We start from the raw sequence: 18,917 nt of genomic DNA on the forward strand, positions 1-18,917 counted from the left end.
AACACCCTGGCGGATGAAGAAGGCGAAACCCGCAACCGCAAGGCGCGCGCTCAGATCACCCAACGCCAGGAGGCGCAGGCGAATGAACACCAGGCACTGGCCCGAGAGGTGACCCAGTTCCGGGCAGAGTTCGCTGGCGAAGCGGCGGCTACCGCTGCCGAGCTGACGGAGGTGAGGGAAGTGATCGCCGGGGTGGAGCAGTCGACCGCCCAGCAGATAACCCAACTCAAGACCGAGTACCAGGAGGGAGACAGGCAGACCAACGCAGCCCTGCAGCAGACCAGCAAGACCCTGAGTGATGCCGACCTTGCCCTGGGCCAACGAGTCGACACGGTGCAGGCGCAGGTGACGCAGCAGGGGCAGACTCTGTCCTCTGCGGTGCAGTCAGAGCAGCAGGCGCGCACTGATGCTGATAGCGCCCTCGGCCAACGTGTAGACACGGTGCAGGCCCAGGTGACGCAGCAGGGACAGACCCTGAGCGCCGCCGTGCAGACCGTGGCAGAAGCGCAAGCTGACACCGCCGGCAAGGTGTCGGCGGGCTGGTACACCAAGGCGCAGGTCAACGGCGAGGGCGGGGGCTTTGGCCTCTCTGTCACGCTCAACGCTGACGGCTCGGTGTTGAGCTCGTTCGTGATCGACGCCGATGTGTTTGCCGTGCTCTCCCGCGCCGCGGGGGTCACCTCCAAGCGCAATCCATTCGTCGTCAAAAACGGCACCGTCTATATGAACCACGCATTGATGGACACGGCAGAGATCGGCAACGTGATCGCCAAGTACATCAAGGTGACCAACCTCGACGCGGCCACCATCGTGAACAGCGATTTCAAGGGCGGCAATGCCGGCTTTGGTCGGGGTGGTCCCTATAGCGGCTGGGGCGAGGGGTGGCACACCATCATCTATGCCGATGGCACTATCCGCACCAACAAGCTGTACGCGGCCGCCGGCTCGTTTACCGGCGAGGTGAATGCCAACAGCGGCACGTTTAACAACGTGGTGATGCGGGAGAACTGCCAGATCCTGGGAAAACTGAGCGTTAACCAGATTGAAGGCGATGTGACGCGGGTCTATGCCCTGGAGTCCTACGTCGCCAGCGATCGGATCTCGTTTACCATCCCGGCGTTTTCCCGCACCCGAAACTTGGTGATCTCGGGCATAGAAATCTATGCGCGAGGTAGTACCCAGGGAGGGGGTGGAGATCACGCTGACAAGGAGATCACAAACTCTGCATCTTGCTCAATCACTGTTAATGGCTCGCCCACCTCGGATTCGGTATCTGCAACCGGGTCAGGTAGTTTCACCAGTACCGTCTGTGGCCGAACGGTGGTGATCCCACCCAACCAGGTCACCTCCGTTACCATCGCTTTCACGGGCGGTTATCGAGTGCGCGGCTCGGTCGCCATGGTGTTCACTCAGTAATAGGCGGAAAATCGCCACCACAACAACCCGGCCCTGTGCCGGGTTATTTTTTCAAGGAACTTTGCAATGGCAGGACTTTGGCAGCGCACCGGCAACGTGACGGTGACGAATGGCAGCAAGATCGTCACCGGTTTTGGCACCAAATGGAAAACCGGCACCCTTCCCATTCAGAAGGGGCACACCTTCTATGGCCCGGACAACTTCGCCTATGAAGTGGATACCGTGGTCAGCGATGAAAGCCTCACCCTGGTAGAAGCCTATCGCGGCGGCACTCTGGCTAACCAGGCGTACCGGATCGACATCACCCGAACCTCGACCATCAGCCAGTTTGCCGCCGACCTGGCCTCCCTGGTCGCCAAATACCGCGCCTGGTTCGACGGCATGATGACCTGGCTGACCGGCTCGGGGGATGTCGCCATCCTCAACCCGGACACCGGCGCCAACGTCACCATCCCCAGTTGGAAGAAGGTGGCCAGCGAAGGAGAGGGGCAGACGGCCCGCGCCAAGGTCGAAGCCGACCGGGCAAAGACCGAAGCGGATCGCGCCGCTGCGGCCGCCAATGCCACGGCCGAAGCCGGGACCGGCTCGCTGATGCGCGTGGGCGGCGCCACCATCCTCGATGCGGAGCGCTACGCCCTGGAGCGGGCAACCGGCGGCCGCCAGACCATCATTCGCGACAGCGCTGGCAACGCCAATGCTATGTTCGTGCTGCCGCGCTTCAGCTACGCCGACCTGGGCATGACTGCCGATATGGGCACTGGCGATGTGACGGCGTTCGATTTTGGCAGCGGCAGCATCAAGGGCGAGATATTCATCGGCGCCTATCTTGCGTCCGGCTCCGGCGCTGTCAGCGCGCCGCGGCAAGATCCCCGCGCCTCGCTCGATCACACCGCCGCCCGCAACGCCTGTAGTGCAAAAGGCGCAGGCTGGCATCTGATGACGGCGCACGAATGGGCGGCAATCGCCCTGTGGTGCATGGCCAACGGCTACGAGCCAATCGGAAACACCAACTGGGGTCGCAGCCACGCCAAAACCTGGATGGTAGGCGATCGGGCCGACAATAGAGCGCCGGGTGATACAGCCGGCACGGGGCGAACCCAGACCGGCTCGATGGGGTCCGAGGCGACGCATACTCGCACGCTGGGCGGGATTGCGGATCTGGTCGGCAACGTCTGGGAGTGGCAGGACGGATTTCTGCTGCAAGATGGGCGCTTTAAGATTTCTGCCTACAACGCCCAGGCCGAAGTTGACTGGGCGTTCGCTGATGCGTTTCTTGATGCGTCAACACCAACCGGTGGATCGGCCATCCTGTCCAACGCAGTCAACAACAGACTGGGAGCCATCGGAGACAACGCCAACGCAGGCAACTCAGCCAACGTAGAGTGGCGAGCAATGACAAAGTCGGGCGGCTACGTCAGCAATCAGGCGATGAAGCGGCTGCTGCTGGAGCCAGCCAATGCATTGCCACAGGGCCGCATTTATATGCGTAACTTCGGCGAGCGACTCCCGTTTCGTGGCGGCGCTTGGGTCAACGGGGCCGGCGCTGGCCTGGCTGCGCTCGCTCTGGACAATTCACGCGCGAACGCGAGCACGATCATTGGGTTTCGCCCCGCCTTTGCCTGAGCCTTGCGCCTTGGGTTTTGTTGGCGCCACGGTAGTGGCGCTTAATTGGCTATTGAGGATGTAATGGATAAACAACCGCTCGTTATAGAGCAGCGGATCCGCGACATGATGCAGTATGGGCACATCGCCCTGCGCCAGTTTCCGAAGTCAGAGAAGCATGTGTTGGCGGCCGAGATCAGGACCAGCATGTTGACGCTATTGCGCCTCGTCATTACGGCGGCGAAGCGCTATCACAAGAAGACCACGCTCACCGATCTCGATGTCGAACTGGCGGTGTTGCAAAACCAGATCAGGCTGGCCAAAGACCTGACCTATCTACCCATCAACAAATATCAGCACTGGAGCGGTCTCAATCTCGAGATCGGCAGGATGATCGGCGGCTGGCTCAAATACGAGCGAGCCGCCTAATCATGGGCTCCGACATCATGCGACTCCCGTATCGTGGCGGCAATTGGAACAACGGGGCCAACGCTGGCCTGGCTGCGCTCAATCTGAACAATTCACGCGCGAACACGAACACGAACATTGGGTTTCGCCCCGCCTTTGGCAGCAGCCAGAAGGCAACACCTCACGGGGCGTTGTCCAGTGCATTATCAAAGGGATGTCGATGCCTCGGCTATCGCCGAAAAACTGAACAGGCGGCACCGGTGCGCCGGGCCGCCGACTTTAAGGCCCTCATGTACGACCAAATCATATCGTTTGACAATCTGCACCAGGCTGCCCTGCGCTGCCTGTGCGGAAAACGCACCTCGCCCGCCGCCCTGCGCTACATGCAGCGCCTGGAAGAGCACCTGCACGACACCCACAATCATCTGCTGCACGACAGCTATCAGCCCGGCGGATACGAGGATTTTTATGTTTTTGAGCCGAAACAGCGCCTGATCTCGGCACCCCGCTTCGTGGATCGAGTTGTCCACCGGGCGATCATGAATGTACTGGAGCCAACGCTTGACCCGCGCTTTATATTCGATAGCTACGCCTGCCGCAAAGGCAAGGGGGTACATGCCGGGGCAAACAGGGCGCAGCGCTGGATGCGGGCGATCAGGCAAGCTCACGGCCCACTATTCTGCCTGAAGGCGGACATCAGCAAGTATTTCGCCAGCATCGATCACGCCCGCCTCAAGGCGATCTTGCGCCGCCACATCCACTGCGATCGCACGCTCAGGCTGCTCGATGCCATTATCGACTCGAGCCCAGGGCGGCCGGGTGTCGGGATCCCGCTCGGCAACCTGACAAGTCAGCTGTTTGCCAATCTCTATCTCAACGAGCTGGATCGCTACGCAAAGCACGATCTCGGCATCCGGTACTACATCCGCTACATGGATGATTTTGTGGTGTTGCATCACGACAAGGCGCAGCTGCAGGCGTGGCGGGCGCGCATCGAGCAGTTCCTGTGGAGTGCGCTGCGCCTGACCACTAACAGCAAGACCCAGATATTCCCGGTTGGGCCGGATAACGGCAGGGCGCTCGACTTCCTCGGCTACCGCATCTACCCCACCCACCGCCTGTTGCGCAAAAACAGCATCAAGCGCATCCGCTACAAGCTGCGCCGCTTCAAACGGGCGATAGCGGCAGGCAGGCTAACGGCAGGCGACTGCCGACCATGCATCCAATCGTGGTGTGCGCACGCCGCGCACGCAAACACCTGGCGGCTGCGCTGCAGCCTGTTTAACATTTCGAGCGGGGCAAATAGATGAGCTACTTATACGACGGCGAAACACACGACAACTACGATCCGGCCTTTATGGCGGAGCTGGGCATGAGTGAGGAGGTCATAGCCTCCGTGCTCGCCCAGCACAACTATGAGCTGACAGAGGGGCAACGGTCGCGCCGCCAGCGTGCCTACGTGGCGGAGTCCGACCCCCTTTTCTTGGAGTGGCAATACGACAAGACAGCAGCGGCCGAGCAGGCATGGCGCGACAAGGTGGCGGAGATCAAGCTGCGCTACCCGGTGGCCCGTGGGGCGGAAGAGTGATCGTCCGTCTCGAGCCCATCACGGCGAGCGTGGTCGCCGTGATGCTGGGCTGGGCGCAAAAAATCGATCCAGTTAGTGATGGAGGTTTAACTTAGTGCAGGGTCGCTCACAGAGCCTGAATAGCTCACAGACAAAAACGGTACCAAATCTGGTACAGAATATGATGCGGAGGGAATTAGTTAATTAATTTCAATTAATTAATTATTGGTCTCATAATCGTGGAAATAGAACGTGGGCCCGCTGGCCGGGTGCGCTGATGTGCTCATGTTGCTCGAAAGGAGTGTCCGATGACGGCGGCGCCTGGCGCCTGGGTGGGGGTGCCATGCACCGCAATTGCCTGCATGGTAAACCATCGCGCTGGCAGAGCGAAGTCCGGGGCGTTCGCCTGGCGCTTTAATGGGCAGTGGGCGTTGTCCGTGAGCCTGATCATCCCATCGGTCCGGCTCAGGGCAGGGGAAAGTGAGGGGTCAGGGTATTGAGGTCCAGCAGGGTGAAGTAGCCGCCCTCCTCGGGATACCAGCCGCCGGTGTCGATGTAGTGGACGTTGCCAAGGCGCACCGGCTCCCTCACCGGGGTGTGGCCCACCACCAGGGCGGCGAGATCCGCGACCCCGCTCTCGTCCAGCCGTTCGATACGGCGCCTTGACCAGAGGCAGACGTTCTTGATGGCCCGAAGCCGTCCGCCGCTCACCCCGGCATCGAGTTGGTCCAGCAGCCCCTGCCAGGAGGAGAAGGGACAATCGGCGTGAAGCAGCCCGACCGGACCGGCCGGGGTGGCCACCTCGATGACCAGGGGCAGGCTGCGGTAGTGGACGGCGAACGCCGCCTGCTCGGCAGGGGTCAGGTGCTGAAACCAGCCGCCGCCGTTTCGGATCCAGTTCTCCCGATCGCAGCTCTCGTAACGGCAGACGTAGTCGTCGTGATTGCCGCAGACCGGGTGAAACCAGGGTCTGGCCAGCCAGTGGATCACCTCGCTGCACTCGGGCCCGCGATCCGCCAGATCCCCGACGCTGAAGAGACGGTCCCGGGCGGGATCAAAATCCAGGGTGTCGAGGGCCTGCTGCAACAGGGCGAAGTGGCCGTGGATGTCGCCGACGGCCAGATCGCGCCCCAGGGCGTTTTGGGGGAAGCGTCTTATCAGGGGGGAGGGTGTCATGGCGTCTCCTGCCTCTATCCCGGACGGGGATGTTTTGTCTGCCTGTACATAAGGTTACAGAAGAAAAGTGGCGAGCGGGCAGGGCCTGGTAAATCATAGGATTGCCCCCGTGAACGTGCGGCGTCACGCGCCGCCTGTGGGGGAGTCACTCCGGGAGGGCGCCTTGTCCGCCCGCTTTCGGAGGCTCTCTTTCTCCACGCTTTTTGACAGGAATCTTGAATGCGGCGTCAGCTGTTGATCTGGATAGGCCCCCTGTGCAGCCTGCTGCTGCTGGGGGCGGCCTTGACCGTCCTCTATCATTTGACCCACCTGTGGCACTGGCACGACATCCGCCAGGCCATCTGGTCACAACCCTTGCCGCAGTTGGGGGGCGCCCTGCTGCTCACCCTGCTCAGCTATGGCTGCCTCTGCTGCTATGATCTGCTGGCACTGAAGGTGCTGGACAAACGCCTGCCCTGGCAGCAGGTGGGGATGACCTCCTTCATCGCCTACACCTTCTCCAACACCCTGGGCTTTGCGCTGCTCACCGGCTCCTCGGTACGCTACCGGCTCTACTCCTCCCTGGGGCTTGGCACCGGGGAGGTGGCCAGGGTAATTCTCTTTTGCTCCATCACCTTCTTCCTCGGTCTGCTGGGCTGGGGGGGCAGTGCCCTGCTGCTGGGGCAGGGGGCGGCCCTGCTGGTGGACTGGCCCCGCTGGGCGACCGGGTTGTTGCAACTGGCGGGGGGCCTGGCCCTGCTGACGGTGTTGGCGTATCTGGTGTGGCCGGGGACAGCCCTGGTCTGGCGCGGGCACCCGCTGTTCCTGCCGCGCATCAGATACCGCCTGCTGCAACTGCTCATCGCCCTGCTCGACTGGATGGCCGCCGCCGCCGTGCTCTATGTGCTGCTGCCATCGGGCAGCGTGCCCTATCCGGTGCTGCTCAGTGCCTTCGTGCTCTCCAGCCTGCTCGGGGTGCTGGCCCATGTGCCGGGGGGCATCGGGGTCTTCGAGGCGAGCGTGAGCCTGCTGCTCACCCACTATCTGCCGGTGGACAAGCTGCTCGCCTCCCTGCTTATCTACCGCTGCGCCTACTACTTCCTGCCCTTCCTCTGTGCTCTGCTGCTGTTCGCAGGTCAGGAGCTGCTGCAACAGCGGGCCCGCCTGCACCGGCTGCAGGGGGTGATGATGGCGACCCGGGAGTTTGTGCCCGCCCTGGTGAGCATGGGTACCTTCGCGGCGGGCACCCTGCTGCTCTGCTCCGGGATGATCCCCACCATGAAGGGGCGGATCGAAGCCTTCCTGGAGGTGTTGCCCCTGCACTTGCTGGAGCTCTCCCATGTGCTCGGCAGCGTCAGCGGCGTGTTGCTGCTGTTGCTGGCCCACAGCCTCTACCGCCGTCATGACGGGGCATTCAGGATCACCCAGTGGCTGCTGGGGCTTGGCATGCTGTTCTCCCTGTTCAAGGGGTTTGACTGGGAGTCGGCCCTGCTGCTCGGGGGCTTCTTGCTCATCATCACCCCCTGCCGCCCTCTCTTTTATCGCAAGGGTTCCCTGCTTCACGCCCGGTTTACCCCTTCCTGGCTGATGTCGGTGGGGGCCGTGCTGCTGGGGGCCTTGTGGTTGCTGCTCTTCTCCTACCGCCATGTGGAGTACGACCCCTCCCTCTGGCTGCACGTCTCGGCCCACGGGCCCGGGGCCGCCTCCCGTGCCCTGCGCGCCATGGGGAGCGTCATCGGCGTGCTGGCGGTGGTCGGGGTGGCCCATCTGCTGGCGCCCTTGCGCCTCGCCGCCTGCAAGCCGGATGCCGAGGCGCTCTCCCGTGCCCATGGGCTGGTGATGCGGGCAGGGGGAGGCCACGGCTACCTGGCCCAGCTCGGGGACAAGTCCCTGCTGTTCCACCCAAGCGGCGAGGCCTTCCTCATGTACGGGGCCGAGGGCAGCAGCTGGATAGTGATGGGGGATCCCGTCGGCCAGCCCTCCCTGGTGGAGGAGCTGCTCTGGCAGTTTCGCGAGCGCTGTGACGAGCACGACGTCAGCCCGGTCTTCTACCAGGTGTCGGCCCGATATCTGCCTGTCTATCTGGATCTCGGGCTCATCCCCTTCAAGCTGGGGGAGGAGGCCATCGTGGATCTGCCGAGCTTCGAACTTGCCGGCAGTCGCCTGCGCAACCTGCGCCAGAGCCACGCCAAGGGCAAGCGGGAAGGGCTGCGCTTCGAGGTGGTGGCCCCCGGTGAGATTGCCCCCCTGCTGCCCGAGTTGAAGGGGATCTCCGACAGCTGGCTGCACAGCAAGCAGGGCAGGGAGAAGGGCTTCTCCGTGGGCAGTTTCGATCCCGCCTACCTCACCCTCAACCCGATGGCGCTGGTGCGGCGGGAGGGGCAGATCGTCGGGTTTGCCAACCTCTGGACCAGCGACAACAAGGAGAGCCTCTCCATCGATCTGATGCGCTACAGCCTGGACACGGGGGCGGCGCCGGTCATGGATTTCCTGTTTGTCGAGCTCCTGCTGTGGGGCAAGCAGGAGGGGTATGCCAGCTTCAACCTGGGGATGGCCCCCATGTCAGGCTTCAACGACAACCCCCTCGGCGGTTACTGGGCCCGCCTTGGCAACACCCTGTTCACCCGGGGCAGCCGTTTCTACAACTTCCAGGGATTGCGGCGTTACAAGGAGAAGTTCGGCCCAAGGTGGGAGCCCCGCTACCTGCTCTGTACCGGTCATCTGGTGCTGCCCCGCACCTTGACCCACCTCGTCTCCCTCATCAGTCGCGGCCCCTTCGGGCTCATGAAGAAATAGGAGTTGGCCCATGAGAGCCATGTTGTTGCTGTTGATTTGCTGTTTCGTCTCTTCGTTCACCTTGCCGGCAGTGGCCGCCCAGCCGGGGCGGGTCGGCGCGGATCTGGGGCTGGTGGAGTTGCCGGTAGTGCAAGCCTCGTCTGCCCCCATGGTGGTCTTCATGAGCGGGGATGGCGGCTGGGCGGCGTTGGACAAGGGGCTCAGCGCCCAGTTGCAGGCCCACGGCATGCCGGTGGTGGGTTGGAGCTCGCTCTCCTATTACTGGAAGAAGAAGACGCCGGAGCAGGCGACGGCGGATCTGGTGCGCATCCTCACCGAGTACCAGTCCCGTTGGGGGCGCCAGCGCTGGTTGCTGGTGGGCTTCTCCTTTGGTGCCGAGATAGTGCCCTTCGTCATCAATCGTCTGCCGCCGGCCTATCGCGACAGCCTGGCGGGGGCCGTGATGCTCTCCCCCTCGACCGCGTCGGATTTCGAGATCCACGTCAGCGACATGGTGGTGCACGACAAGGGGGGCCGCTATCCCACCCTGCCGGAGGTGACACGGATCCAGACTCTGCCGCTGCTCTGCGTGCAGGGAGCGGAGGACGACTCCCCGGTCAAACTCTGTCCGCGCTTGCAGCAGCCGAACGTGACGACGGTGACCCTGCCGGGCTCCCACCACTTCGACGACAACTACCAGACCCTGTATCAGGAGATTGCCGGGCACCTGGGCCTGGCCCAATAACGGCGAGAGGCCGGGAAAACGACACAGGGCGGCCAATGGCCGCCCTGTTGCCATGGCCCCTTGCAACTGTCCAGGGGGCCGGCATGCCGGGATCAGAGCAGATCTTCGAGCTGGTACTTCTTGAGCAGGGTGTTGAAGGTGCCGTCGGCCTTGACGCTCTCGATGGCGGCATCGAAGCGGGCCTTGAGCTTGTCATCGTGCTTGCGAAGGGCCACCGCCACCCCTTCTCCCAGGATCTTGTCCTGGGTGCCGTTGAACTGGGGACCGACGAAGGCGAACTGCTTGCCCATCTCCTTGTCGAGGAAGCCCACCTTCAACTGCACCATGTTGCCGAAGGTGTAGTCGGCGCGGCCGGACTGCAGATCCAGCATGGGGGACTGGGCGTTGACGTAGCGCTTGATCTTGGCCACCTCGCCATAGCGGGCGGTGACGAAGTTGTCCTGGGGGGTGCCCTCCTGCACCGCGATCACCTTGCCCTTGAAGTGGGCCGGATCGTCTGCAAAGTCGGCCGCCTTGTCGCTGCGCCCCACGAAGCGGTTCTGCATCATGTAGTAGACCTGGCTGAAGTCCACTTTCTGGCGCCGCTCGTCGGTGATGTTCATGGAGGACATGATGGCGTCGTACTTGCGCACCTGCAGGCCGGGCAGCAGGGCATCCCAGGGCTGATTGATCACCTCGCACTCGGTCTTCATGGCCGCGCACAGGGCATAGGCGAGATCGACCTCGAAGCCGCCGAGCTGGCCGTTGCTGTCGACCATCTCGAAGGGGGGATAGGTGGCATCGGTGGCGATCACCAGGGGTTTGGCGGCGGCCTGGCCGGCGGTGGCCAGGGCCATCAGCATCATCAGTGTGTTGAGTTTCATGGTCAGTCCCTTGAAGTGTGGTGTCATTCCTAGCGTGCTAAAGGGTGCCGGCCTCAAGGGCCGACGGCTATCTTGCGATGGGTGAGGGCCGGCAACTGGCTGCGCACCGTGCGCTGTGCTGCCAGATCCAGGGTGGCGATGGCCATGCCCTGACCCTCCTCTACCTGGGCCAGTATCCGGCCCCAGGGATCGATGATCATGCTGTGGCCGAAGGTGCGCCGCCCACCGGGGTGGTGCCCCCCCTGGGCACTGGCAAACACGAAGGCCAGGTTCTCTACCGCCCGGGCCCGCAGCAGCAGCGCCCAGTGCGCGAGCCCGGTGGTGTGGGTGAAGGCCGCGGGCAGGGCGATGAAATCGGGGGCGGGCCCCAGGCGAAACAGCTCCGGGAAGCGCAAGTCGTAGCAGATCCCGAGGCGCAGCACGCCCCAGGGCAGGGGATGGCTCACCACCTCCCGGCCCGGGCTCATGGTCGCGGCCTCGTCATACTGCTCCTGCCCGGTGCAAAAGCCAAACAGGTGCAGCTTGTCGTAGCGGCTTGCGAGCTGCCCTTGGGGGTCGATGAGCAGGCTGCTGTTGTGCATCTTGCCGGGCTCGTGGCTGGCAAGCGGCAATGTGCCGGCCAGGATCCAGACGCCGAGCTCCCGGGCCAGCCCCTGTACCCAGGCCAGCAGGGGGTGATCGCCAACGGGGGCGGCCAGGGCCACCCGCGCCCGCTCATCAACCGGCATCAGGTAGAAGTATTCGGGCAGCAGGGCCAGCTCTGCCCCCTCGGCCGCCGCCTGACGCAGCAGCGCCTCTGCCTGGGCCAGGTTGTGGTCAAGGTTATCCCCGGAGACCATCTGGAGGACGGCAACGCGCAGTGAATCCATGGTGCCCCCTAGACGGCGCACAGGCGCTCGGCGCCCGCCAGCAGGGTGTCGTCATCCTTGGAGAAGGAGAGACGGATGACTCTTTGATCCGTGCCGTCGTGATAGAAGGCGGAGACCGGAATGGTGGCGACCCCGTGATCGCGGATGAGCCGCTGCACGAACAGGCTGTCCGGCTCGTCGCTTACCCGCTCGTAGCTTGCCAGCATGAAGAAGCTGCCCGCCGAGGGGAGCAGGGTCAGGCGCGAACCGGCCAGGGCCGAGGTCAGCAGGTCGCGCTTGCGCTGGTAGAAGGCTGCCAGCCCCTGATAGTGGGCCGGTTGCTGCAACAGGTGGGCGAAGCCGTACTGCATGGGGGTGTCGGCGGCGAACATGGCGAACTGGTGCACCTTGCGGATCTCCTCCATCAGGGGACGGGGCGCCACGCAGTAGCCCACCCGCCAGCCGGTGACGTGGAAGGTCTTGCCGAAGGAGAAGACGGCGACGGAGCGCTCCACCAGCTCCGGATAGCGGATGACGCTCTGGTGCAGGGCGCCGTCGAACACCACGTGCTCGTACACCTCGTCCGAGAGGATCAGGATGTCGGTGCCGCGCACCAGGCGGGCGAGGCGCTCCTGATCCCCTGCCTGCCAGACGGTGCCGGTGGGGTTGTGGGGGGTGTTGAGCACTATCATGCGGGTACGGGGGGTGATGCGGGCGGCCACCTCGTCCCAGGGAATGGCGAAATCCGGCGCCTTGAGGGCGATCACCACAGGGGTGGCTCCCTGCAACTGGATCATGGGGCGGTAGCTGTCAAACGCCGGCTCGAACATGATCACCTCGTCGCCGGGGTGAACCAGGGCGGTGATGGCGCAGAACAGGGCTTCGCTGGCGCTGGCGGTGATGGTGATCTCCTCGCCCGCGTCATAGTGATGGCCGTAGCTGGCTGCAATCTTGGCCGCCAGTTGTTCGCGCAGGGCAGGCAGCCCCGTCATGGGGGCGTACTGGTTTTCACCGGCCAGCATGGCCTCGTGGGTCACCCGGATGAGCTCGGGATCGCAGGGGAAGCTCGGCGCCCCCTGGGAGAGGTTGATGCTGGGGTGGCGAGCGGCCAGATCCCCGATCACGGTGAAGATGGTGGTGCCCACCTGGGGCAGTTTGCTGGAAACCTGGGGGATGGACATGGGGCCGTCACCTGCGTGTGTGAAAGAGGTCCCTTTTTAGCCCCCCCAAGGCTTGCCGGACAACGGATTATTCGGCATGGTATGCATGAGTTTTTCTCAAGCATGGAGGCTTGTCATGTTGTCCACCCAGTCGCGTACTCAGTTGCCTCTCTATGGCCTGCAGGTCTTCGAGTGTTCTGCCCGCCATCTGAGTTTCACCCTGGCCGCCGACGAGCTGTGCGTGAGCCAGGGGGCGGTGAGCAAGCAGATCGCCCAGTTGGAGGCGCGCCTGGGCCACCTGCTGTTCGTGCGCGGCACCCGTTGCCTCACCTTGACCCCGGCCGCCGAGCGGCTGCTGCCTTTCGTTCGTGAAGGGCTGGCTCGCATGGGGGAGGGGCTCAGCGCCTTGCAGGCCCTGCCCCACGAGCAGGCGATCAGCATCAAGGTGCCCTCCTGCGCCAGCCGCTGGCTGCTGCGGCGGTTGCAGGCGTTCGAGGGGGAGGCGGTGGAGGTGCGTGGCAGCCACAGCCATGGCATCGACTTCTCCCGGGAGCCCTTCGATCTCGCCATCGTCTACCAGCCCTGCCTGGGGCGCTATCCCCACAGCCAGCCCCTGTTTCGGGAACGGCTGACCCCGGTCTGCGCCCCGGCGTTTGCTGCCAAGCATCGTCTGTGCGAGCGCGACCTGAACGAGCTGCCCCTGCTGCCCCTCATCCATGCCAGCGCCGATAGGCGGGACTGGCGCAACTGGTTTGCCGCCTTCCTCGACATCCCCTGGCAGCCCCAGGGGGGGCAGCTGTTCGATACCCTGGACTTGGCGATGAATGCTGCGCTGCAGGGGTTTGGCCTCTCTCTCGGGGATCCCACCATAGTGGCCGAGGAGCTGGAGAGCGGCGCCCTGGTCGCCCCCTTTGCTCCCGTGCTGGAGACGGATCACGAATACGCCCTGCTCGCCCGGCCCGACAGCCAGCGCCACGGGGTGCAGCGAGTCTGTCACTGGCTGCTGGAGGGGGAGGGTCATCCCTGAGGGGACGCGAAATGAAACAGCCCCGCGGGCGGGGCTGTTGTCATGGTGATGGCCGCTGGCCGATTAAAGGGTCACTGGCAGATCTTGTAGTAGACCTCGTTCCAGCGCAGTTGCTCCTTGAGCGCGGGGATGCGGGTGTGCTCGTCGATGACCACAAACTCGATGCCCATGATGTCGGCGAAGGTGCGCAGCTGCTCGATATCCACCGACTGGGTGAACACCGAGTGGTGTGCGGCGCCCGCGAGGATCCAGGCCTCGGCACTGGTCTGCAGGTCCGGCAGGGGTTTCCACAGGGCGCTGGCCACCGGGAGTTTCGGCATGGCCTCTGGCAGGTCCACCACTTCCAGCTGATTGACCACCAGACGGAAGCGGTTGCCCAGATCGATCAGGCTGGCGTTGACCGCCTTGCCCGCCGGGGCCGCGAACAGCAGGCGGGCCGGATCGGCCTTCTTGCCTATGCCTAAATGCTGGGCGTCCAGCACGGGTTTGCCTGCGGCGATGGAGGGGCAGACCTCCAGCATGTGGGCCCCCAGCACCAGGTTGTTGCCCGCTTCCAGATGGTAGGTGTAGTCCTCCATGAAGGAGGCACCCCCCGGCAGGCCTGCACCCATTACTTTCAGGGTGCGCAAGAGGGCCGCGGTCTTCCAGTCCCCTTCTGCCCCAAAACCGAAGCCTTGCTCCATCAGGCGCTGGCAGGCGAGGCCCGGCAGCTGGTGCAGACCATAGAGATCTTCGAAGGTGGTGGTGAAAGCGCCAAAGCCGCCGTCGGTGAGGAACTTCTTCATCCCCAGCTCCTGGCGCGCCGCCTCATACAGGGATGCACGCAGCACCCCGCCCGCCTGCACCGCCTCGGTCAGGGTGTAGGTCGCCTCATATTCGGCCAGCAGCGCCTCGATGTCGCTGTCGGGCACGGCGTCGATCACCTTCACCAGGTCGCCGACCGGGTGGTAGTTCACCTGATAGCCGAACTGGATCTGGGCCTCAATCTTGTCGCCCTCGGTGACCGCCACGTTGCGCATGTTGTCGCCAAAACGGGCAATCTTGAGGTGGCGGCTGTCGTGGATGGCGGCGGCGATGCGCATCCAGTTGCCAATCTTCTGTCTGGCCTCTTCATCCTGCCAGTGACCCACCACCACGGTGCGGGGCAGCCGCAGGCGGGCCCCCATGAAGCCGAACTCGCGCCCGCCGTGGGCGGTCTGGTTCAGGTTCATGAAGTCCATGTCGATCTCGCTCCAGGGGAGATCCCGGTTGAACTGGGTGTGGAACTGCAGCAGGGGCTTTTGCAACTGGCTCAGCGCCGGGATCCACATCTTGGCGGGGGAGAAGGTGTGCATCCACACCATGAGCCCGGCGCAGCGCTGGTCGTGGTTGGCATCCCGGGCCACCGCGCTGATTTCATCGAGGGTGGTACCGGTGGGTTTGAGCACTATCTTGAGGGGCAGGTTCGCCCCCTCGTTGAGCTGGCTGGCGATGGTGTGGGCGTGATCGGCCACCTGCTTCAATGTGGTGGCGCCATACAGGTGCTGGCTGCCGACCAGGAACCACACTTCCAGCTGTTTCATCAATTCCATGAGTTTGTCCTCTTTTAGGCTTTTGTCTGGCCGTAATAGGCGTGTTTGCCATGCTTGCGCTGGTAGTGCTTCTCCAGCAGGTAATCGGGCAGGGGGCGGGCCCCCGGGTTGATCTGGCCGGTGAGCCAGGCCATGCGGGCCACCTCTTCCAGCACCACGGCGTTGTGTACTGCATCCTCGGCGCTCTTGCCCCAGCTGAAGGGGCCGTGGTTGGCCACCAGTACCCCCGGCATGGTGAGGATGGGGGTCTGCTTGAGGGTTTCGACGATGAGATGACCGGTCAGCCCCTCGTAGTCCTCCTCCACTTCGCCCGGGGTGAGCAGGCGGGAGCAGGGGATCTCGCCGTGGAAGTAGTCGGCCTGGGTGGTGCCGAAAATGGGGATGGGGTGCCCCGCCTGGGCCCAGGCGGTGGCATGGGTGGAGTGGGTGTGCACCACGCCGCCAAGCTCCGGATAGGCGCGATAGAGCACCAGGTGGGTGGCGGTGTCGGAGGAGGGGCGCAAGGCGCCCTCCACCTGCTTGCCCGCCAGATCCAGCACCACCATGTCCTCGACCCGCATCCGCTCGTAGCTGACGCCGCTTGGCTTTATCACCACCAGATTGCGCTCTCGGTCGATGCCGCTCACGTTGCCCCAGGTGAAGGTCACCAGGCCATGGCGCGGCAGATCCAGATTGGCGGCGAGCACCTGCTCCTTGAGGATCTTGAAGTTCATGCCGGCACCCCCCGGTTGTAGAGCGGTTCGGCGGCGGCGCCCCAGGCGAGGTAGCGCTGGTAGAGGCGCTCGTATTCGGCGACCCGCTCGGGGTGTGGCTGGTGGGTGCGCTCCACGGCGCTCGCCATGTGGTGCTGGGCCTTGGCCACATCGGGATGGATCCCGGCCGCCACGGCGGCAAAAATGGCCGCCCCCAGGGCGCAGCACTGATCCGAGGCCACCACCTGGATAGGCCTGTTCATCACGTCGGCGCAGGTCTGCATCACGGTGGTGGACTTGCGGGCGATGCCGCCAAGGGCGATCACCTGCTCCACCGGCACCTGCTGACTGGTCATGCACTCCATGATGCTGCGGGCACCGAAGGCGGTGGAGGCCACCAGGGCGCCGAAAAGATCGGGGGCATCGGTGCCGAGGTTGATCCCCGTGAGGGTGCCCTGCAGGCGCTGGTTGGCATAGGGGGTGCGCCGGCCGTTGAACCAGTCGAGCACCACCGGCAGGTGCGCCAGGTCGCGCTGCTGATCCCAGGCGGCGGCGAGGCTGGGTAACAGGGCCTGCTTGTGGCGCTCGATGGCGGTGCGAAGCTCCGGATACTGGGCGGCGAGGCTGTCCAGGGGCCAGCCGAGCTGGCGCTGATACCAGGCATAGATGTCACCGAACGCGGACTGTCCCGCCTCCAGCCCCACCATGCCCGGCACCACGCTGCCATCCACCTGGCCGCAGATCCCGGCAATGGCCCGATCACCGATGGTGGCCTCGTCGGCGATCAGGATGTCGCAGGTGGAGGTGCCTATCACCTTCACCAGCGCATTGTTGCCGGCCCCGGCTCCCACCGCCCCCATGTGGCAGTCAAAGGCGCCGCCGGCAATCACCACTTCGCAGGAGAGGTGCAGCCGCTCCGCCCACTCCGGGGTCAGGGTGCCGACCGGGAGATCGGCGGTCCAGCTGTCGGTAAAGAGGGGGAAGTCGAGATCCTCCGTCAGCAGGGGATCCAGCGCATTGAGGAAGTCGGCGGGGGGCAGGCCGCCCCAGCTCGGGTGCCAGAGGGACTTGTGGCCGGCGGCACAGCGCCCGCGCTTGAGGGTGGCCGGGGCCTCGGTGCCGCTCAGGACGGCGGGTACCCAGTCACACAGCTCGACCCAGTTGCAGGCGGCGGCGCGCACGGCGGCATCGGCGCGGGAGACGTGCAGGATCTTGGCCCAGAACCACTCGGAGGAGTAAATGCCGCCGATGTAGCGGCTGTAGTCGGGGAACTGGCCGCCGTGGCACAGGGCGGTGATGGCCTCCGCCTCCTCGATGGCGGTGTGATCCTTCCACAGCACGAACATGGCGTTGGGGTTGTCGGCAAACTCCGGACGCAGGGCCAGCACACGCCCTTCTGCATCGATGGGGGCCGGCGTCGAGCCTGTGCTGTCCACCCCGATGCCGCGCACGGCGGTGCGCTGACTCGGCGTGAGCTGGCTCACCACCGCCACCACTGCCTGCTCCATGGACTCCAGATAGTCGAGGGGGTGGTGGCGGAACTGGTTGTTGACCGGCTGGCAGTAGTGGCCTGCCTGCCAGCGCGGGTAATAGACGACATGGGTCGCCAGCTCGGCGCCGTCCTGGCAGCGCACGGCGAGTGCCCTGACCGAGTCGCTGCCGAAATCGAGTCCGATGACGATGTGCTCAGACATAAGTGCTCCTGACCATCAATGAGGGGTGACTGGGGGGAACCATAGGAGATGGGCAGGAGGGGCGGTTAGCCATTGGCTGCTGGAAATATGGATTTTAACGCTGTCAGTGCGACAGGGTGACGGCTCTCTAAAATTCAATATGTGACGAAATTGCTAATTATATAGACGAAATGGCTGCAATCTCATGGCGTGATCCTGCTCTCCATTTTTAATTGTGAAAACGATTACAACTTGGTTCGCTCAACCAGCAACAACAATAACGTCCTGTTTAAGCATGTTTTTATATGGCTGCGACTTGATTGACTCAACGAGCAGCACTGCGTGGATACATGGATTGATAGAACCGTTGGAGACATTCGCATGAACAAAATCGTTAAAGGCATGATCGCGATGGGGTTCGCCCTTGGTATGGCAAATTCTGCTTTCTCGGCCGAAGCGCTGAAGCTGGGCTACCTGGTCAAGCAGCCCGAGGAGCCCTGGTTCCAGACCGAGTGGAACTTCGCCGACAAGGCGGGCAAGGATCTGGGCTTCGAGGTGATCAAGATAGCCGTCCCCGACGGGGAGAAGACCCTCAATGCCATCGACAGTCTGGCGGCGAATGGCGCCAAGGGCTTCGTCATCTGTACCCCGGATCCCAAACTCGGTGCCGCCATCATGGCCAAGGCCAACAGCATGGATCTGAAGGTCATCACGGTGGATGACCAGTTCGTCAACGCCAAGGGCCAGCCCATGGATCAGGTGCCGCTGGTGATGATGGCCGCCACCAAGATTGGCGAGCGTCAGGGGCAGGAGCTCTACAAGGAGATGCAAAAGCGCCAGTGGGATCTGAAGGCCACCGGGGTGCTCGCCATCACCGCCGACGAGCTCGACACCGCCCGTCGCCGGGTCGAGGGCTCCCTGGGCGCGCTCAAGGTCGCCGGTTTCCCCGAGGGCCAGATCTTCCGCGCGCCCACCAAGAGCAACGACATTCCGGGGGCGCTGGATGCCGCCAACTCCATGCTGGTGCAACACCCCGAGGTCAAGAACTGGCTCATCGTCGGCATGAATGACAACACGGTGCTCGGCGGCGTGCGCGCCACCGAAGGGCAGGGCTTCAAGGCGGAGAACGTCATCGGTATCGGCATCAACGGGGTGGATGCGGTGAACGAGCTCTCCAAGTCCAGCGCCACCGGCTTCCTCGGCTCCCTGCTGCCCAGCCCGGACGTACACGGCTACAAGAGCATCCAGATGCTCCATGACTGGGTCGTCAACGGCGCCGAGCCTGCCAAGTTCACCGAGGTGACCGACGTGGTGCTCATCACCCGCGACAACTTCAAGGCCGAACTGCAAAAGAAAGGGCTGTGATCCCCATCCCTTGATACCCATGCCGGCATGGCGGAGTGCGCCGTGCCGGC

General features: G+C 63.9%; 16 protein-coding genes. 9 read left to right on the top strand and 7 right to left on the bottom strand.

Annotated elements, in window-relative coordinates:
* From J9892_RS14570 to J9892_RS14590, 5 genes are all read left to right on the top strand, one after another.
* Positions 1-1,416: DUF1983 domain-containing protein (locus J9892_RS14570; protein WP_210538539.1), on the top strand; the 1,416-nt coding region annotated here is incomplete at its 5' end.
* A 66-nt stretch (positions 1,417-1,482) separates the two neighbouring features.
* Positions 1,483-3,039: a hypothetical protein gene (locus tag J9892_RS14575; protein WP_210538540.1), complete on the top strand. Its 1,557-nt coding sequence runs from the start codon at positions 1,483-1,485 to the stop codon at positions 3,037-3,039.
* Positions 3,040-3,102: 63 nt separating this feature from the next.
* Positions 3,103-3,447 (top strand): diversity-generating retroelement protein Avd, encoded by a 345-nt coding sequence (gene avd / locus J9892_RS14580; protein WP_043162866.1) that lies wholly within the window; start codon positions 3,103-3,105, stop codon positions 3,445-3,447.
* A gap of 2 nt (positions 3,448-3,449) precedes the next feature.
* Positions 3,450-4,736: a reverse transcriptase/maturase family protein gene (locus J9892_RS14585; RefSeq protein WP_210538541.1), complete on the top strand. Its 1,287-nt coding sequence runs from the start codon at positions 3,450-3,452 to the stop codon at positions 4,734-4,736.
* The gene (locus J9892_RS14590) at positions 4,733-5,014 is read left to right on the top strand and encodes a hypothetical protein (RefSeq protein WP_210538542.1); all 282 of its coding nucleotides are present in this window, start codon (positions 4,733-4,735) and stop codon (positions 5,012-5,014) included. The genes J9892_RS14585 and J9892_RS14590 overlap by 4 nt, the downstream gene beginning before the upstream one ends.
* 444 nt (positions 5,015-5,458) lie before the next feature.
* Here the strand turns inward: J9892_RS14590 and J9892_RS14595 are convergent, their stop codons facing one another.
* Positions 5,459-6,169 (bottom strand): metallophosphoesterase, encoded by a 711-nt coding sequence (locus J9892_RS14595; RefSeq protein WP_010674465.1) that lies wholly within the window; start codon positions 6,167-6,169, stop codon positions 5,459-5,461.
* Positions 6,170-6,388: 219 nt separating this feature from the next.
* Between J9892_RS14595 and mprF the strand changes: the two genes are divergently transcribed.
* A complete protein-coding gene (mprF, locus tag J9892_RS14600) occupies positions 6,389-8,944 on the top strand; it encodes a bifunctional lysylphosphatidylglycerol flippase/synthetase MprF (protein WP_210538543.1) in 2,556 nt (851 codons plus the stop codon).
* Between the two features lie 10 nt (positions 8,945-8,954).
* Positions 8,955-9,668: an AcvB/VirJ family lysyl-phosphatidylglycerol hydrolase gene (locus J9892_RS14605; protein ID WP_198497937.1), complete on the top strand. Its 714-nt coding sequence runs from the start codon at positions 8,955-8,957 to the stop codon at positions 9,666-9,668.
* A gap of 92 nt (positions 9,669-9,760) precedes the next feature.
* Here J9892_RS14605 and J9892_RS14610 read toward each other — a convergent pair whose 3' ends face one another.
* From J9892_RS14610 to J9892_RS14620, 3 genes are read right to left on the bottom strand one after another with little or no spacing between them, the layout of a single operon-like run.
* Positions 9,761-10,531: an ABC transporter substrate-binding protein gene (locus tag J9892_RS14610; protein WP_041211345.1), complete on the bottom strand. Its 771-nt coding sequence runs from the start codon at positions 10,529-10,531 to the stop codon at positions 9,761-9,763.
* A 53-nt stretch (positions 10,532-10,584) separates the two neighbouring features.
* A complete protein-coding gene (locus J9892_RS14615) occupies positions 10,585-11,400 on the bottom strand; it encodes a carbon-nitrogen hydrolase family protein (RefSeq protein ID WP_200163729.1) in 816 nt (271 codons plus the stop codon).
* Positions 11,401-11,408: 8 nt separating this feature from the next.
* A complete protein-coding gene (locus J9892_RS14620; RefSeq protein WP_161470011.1) occupies positions 11,409-12,560 on the bottom strand; it encodes a methionine aminotransferase in 1,152 nt (383 codons plus the stop codon).
* A gap of 115 nt (positions 12,561-12,675) precedes the next feature.
* On the opposite strand from J9892_RS14620, the gene J9892_RS14625 reads away from it, so the two are divergent.
* Positions 12,676-13,566 carry a LysR family transcriptional regulator gene (locus tag J9892_RS14625; protein WP_201890598.1) on the top strand — a complete coding sequence of 297 codons (891 nt, stop codon included), beginning with the start codon at positions 12,676-12,678 and terminating at the stop codon, positions 13,564-13,566.
* Positions 13,567-13,637: 71 nt separating this feature from the next.
* On the opposite strand, the gene araA is transcribed toward J9892_RS14625, so the two are convergent.
* From araA to J9892_RS14640, 3 genes are read right to left on the bottom strand one after another with little or no spacing between them, the layout of a single operon-like run.
* A complete protein-coding gene (gene araA / locus J9892_RS14630) occupies positions 13,638-15,137 on the bottom strand; it encodes an L-arabinose isomerase (RefSeq protein WP_201956140.1) in 1,500 nt (499 codons plus the stop codon).
* A gap of 14 nt (positions 15,138-15,151) precedes the next feature.
* Entirely contained in the window at positions 15,152-15,850 is a 699-nt protein-coding gene (locus tag J9892_RS14635) for an L-ribulose-5-phosphate 4-epimerase (RefSeq protein WP_201890595.1), read from the bottom strand.
* Positions 15,847-17,523, bottom strand: a complete 1,677-nt coding sequence (locus J9892_RS14640) for a ribulokinase (protein ID WP_069784458.1) — start codon at positions 17,521-17,523, stop codon at positions 15,847-15,849. Before J9892_RS14640 ends, J9892_RS14635 begins: the two co-directional genes overlap by 4 nt.
* A gap of 360 nt (positions 17,524-17,883) precedes the next feature.
* On the opposite strand from J9892_RS14640, the gene J9892_RS14645 reads away from it, so the two are divergent.
* Positions 17,884-18,867: an arabinose ABC transporter substrate-binding protein gene (locus J9892_RS14645; RefSeq protein WP_134997298.1), complete on the top strand. Its 984-nt coding sequence runs from the start codon at positions 17,884-17,886 to the stop codon at positions 18,865-18,867.
* Positions 18,868-18,917: the final 50 nt, after the last annotated feature.

This window comes from Aeromonas sp. Prich7-2, from assembly GCF_017939255.1.
GTDB lineage: Bacteria > Pseudomonadota > Gammaproteobacteria > Enterobacterales > Aeromonadaceae > Aeromonas > Aeromonas caviae.

Bases quoted from the DNA above. Each gene is read 5' to 3' on its own strand.
- J9892_RS14575 (WP_210538540.1), top strand. From the start codon at position 1,483: ATGGCAGGACTTTGGCAGCGCACCGGCAACGTGACGGTGACGAATGGC.
- avd (WP_043162866.1), top strand. From the start codon at position 3,103: ATGGATAAACAACCGCTCGTTATAGAGCAGCGGATCCGCGACATGATG.
- J9892_RS14585 (WP_210538541.1), top strand. From the start codon at position 3,450: ATGGGCTCCGACATCATGCGACTCCCGTATCGTGGCGGCAATTGGAAC.
- J9892_RS14590 (WP_210538542.1), top strand. From the start codon at position 4,733: ATGAGCTACTTATACGACGGCGAAACACACGACAACTACGATCCGGCC.
- J9892_RS14595 (WP_010674465.1), bottom strand. From the start codon at position 6,169: ATGACACCCTCCCCCCTGATAAGACGCTTCCCCCAAAACGCCCTGGGG.
- mprF (WP_210538543.1), top strand. From the start codon at position 6,389: ATGCGGCGTCAGCTGTTGATCTGGATAGGCCCCCTGTGCAGCCTGCTG.
- J9892_RS14605 (WP_198497937.1), top strand. From the start codon at position 8,955: ATGAGAGCCATGTTGTTGCTGTTGATTTGCTGTTTCGTCTCTTCGTTC.
- J9892_RS14610 (WP_041211345.1), bottom strand. From the start codon at position 10,531: ATGAAACTCAACACACTGATGATGCTGATGGCCCTGGCCACCGCCGGC.
- J9892_RS14615 (WP_200163729.1), bottom strand. From the start codon at position 11,400: ATGGATTCACTGCGCGTTGCCGTCCTCCAGATGGTCTCCGGGGATAAC.
- J9892_RS14620 (WP_161470011.1), bottom strand. From the start codon at position 12,560: ATGTCCATCCCCCAGGTTTCCAGCAAACTGCCCCAGGTGGGCACCACC.
- J9892_RS14625 (WP_201890598.1), top strand. From the start codon at position 12,676: ATGTTGTCCACCCAGTCGCGTACTCAGTTGCCTCTCTATGGCCTGCAG.
- araA (WP_201956140.1), bottom strand. From the start codon at position 15,137: ATGGAATTGATGAAACAGCTGGAAGTGTGGTTCCTGGTCGGCAGCCAG.
- J9892_RS14635 (WP_201890595.1), bottom strand. From the start codon at position 15,850: ATGAACTTCAAGATCCTCAAGGAGCAGGTGCTCGCCGCCAATCTGGAT.
- J9892_RS14640 (WP_069784458.1), bottom strand. From the start codon at position 17,523: ATGTCTGAGCACATCGTCATCGGACTCGATTTCGGCAGCGACTCGGTC.
- J9892_RS14645 (WP_134997298.1), top strand. From the start codon at position 17,884: ATGAACAAAATCGTTAAAGGCATGATCGCGATGGGGTTCGCCCTTGGT.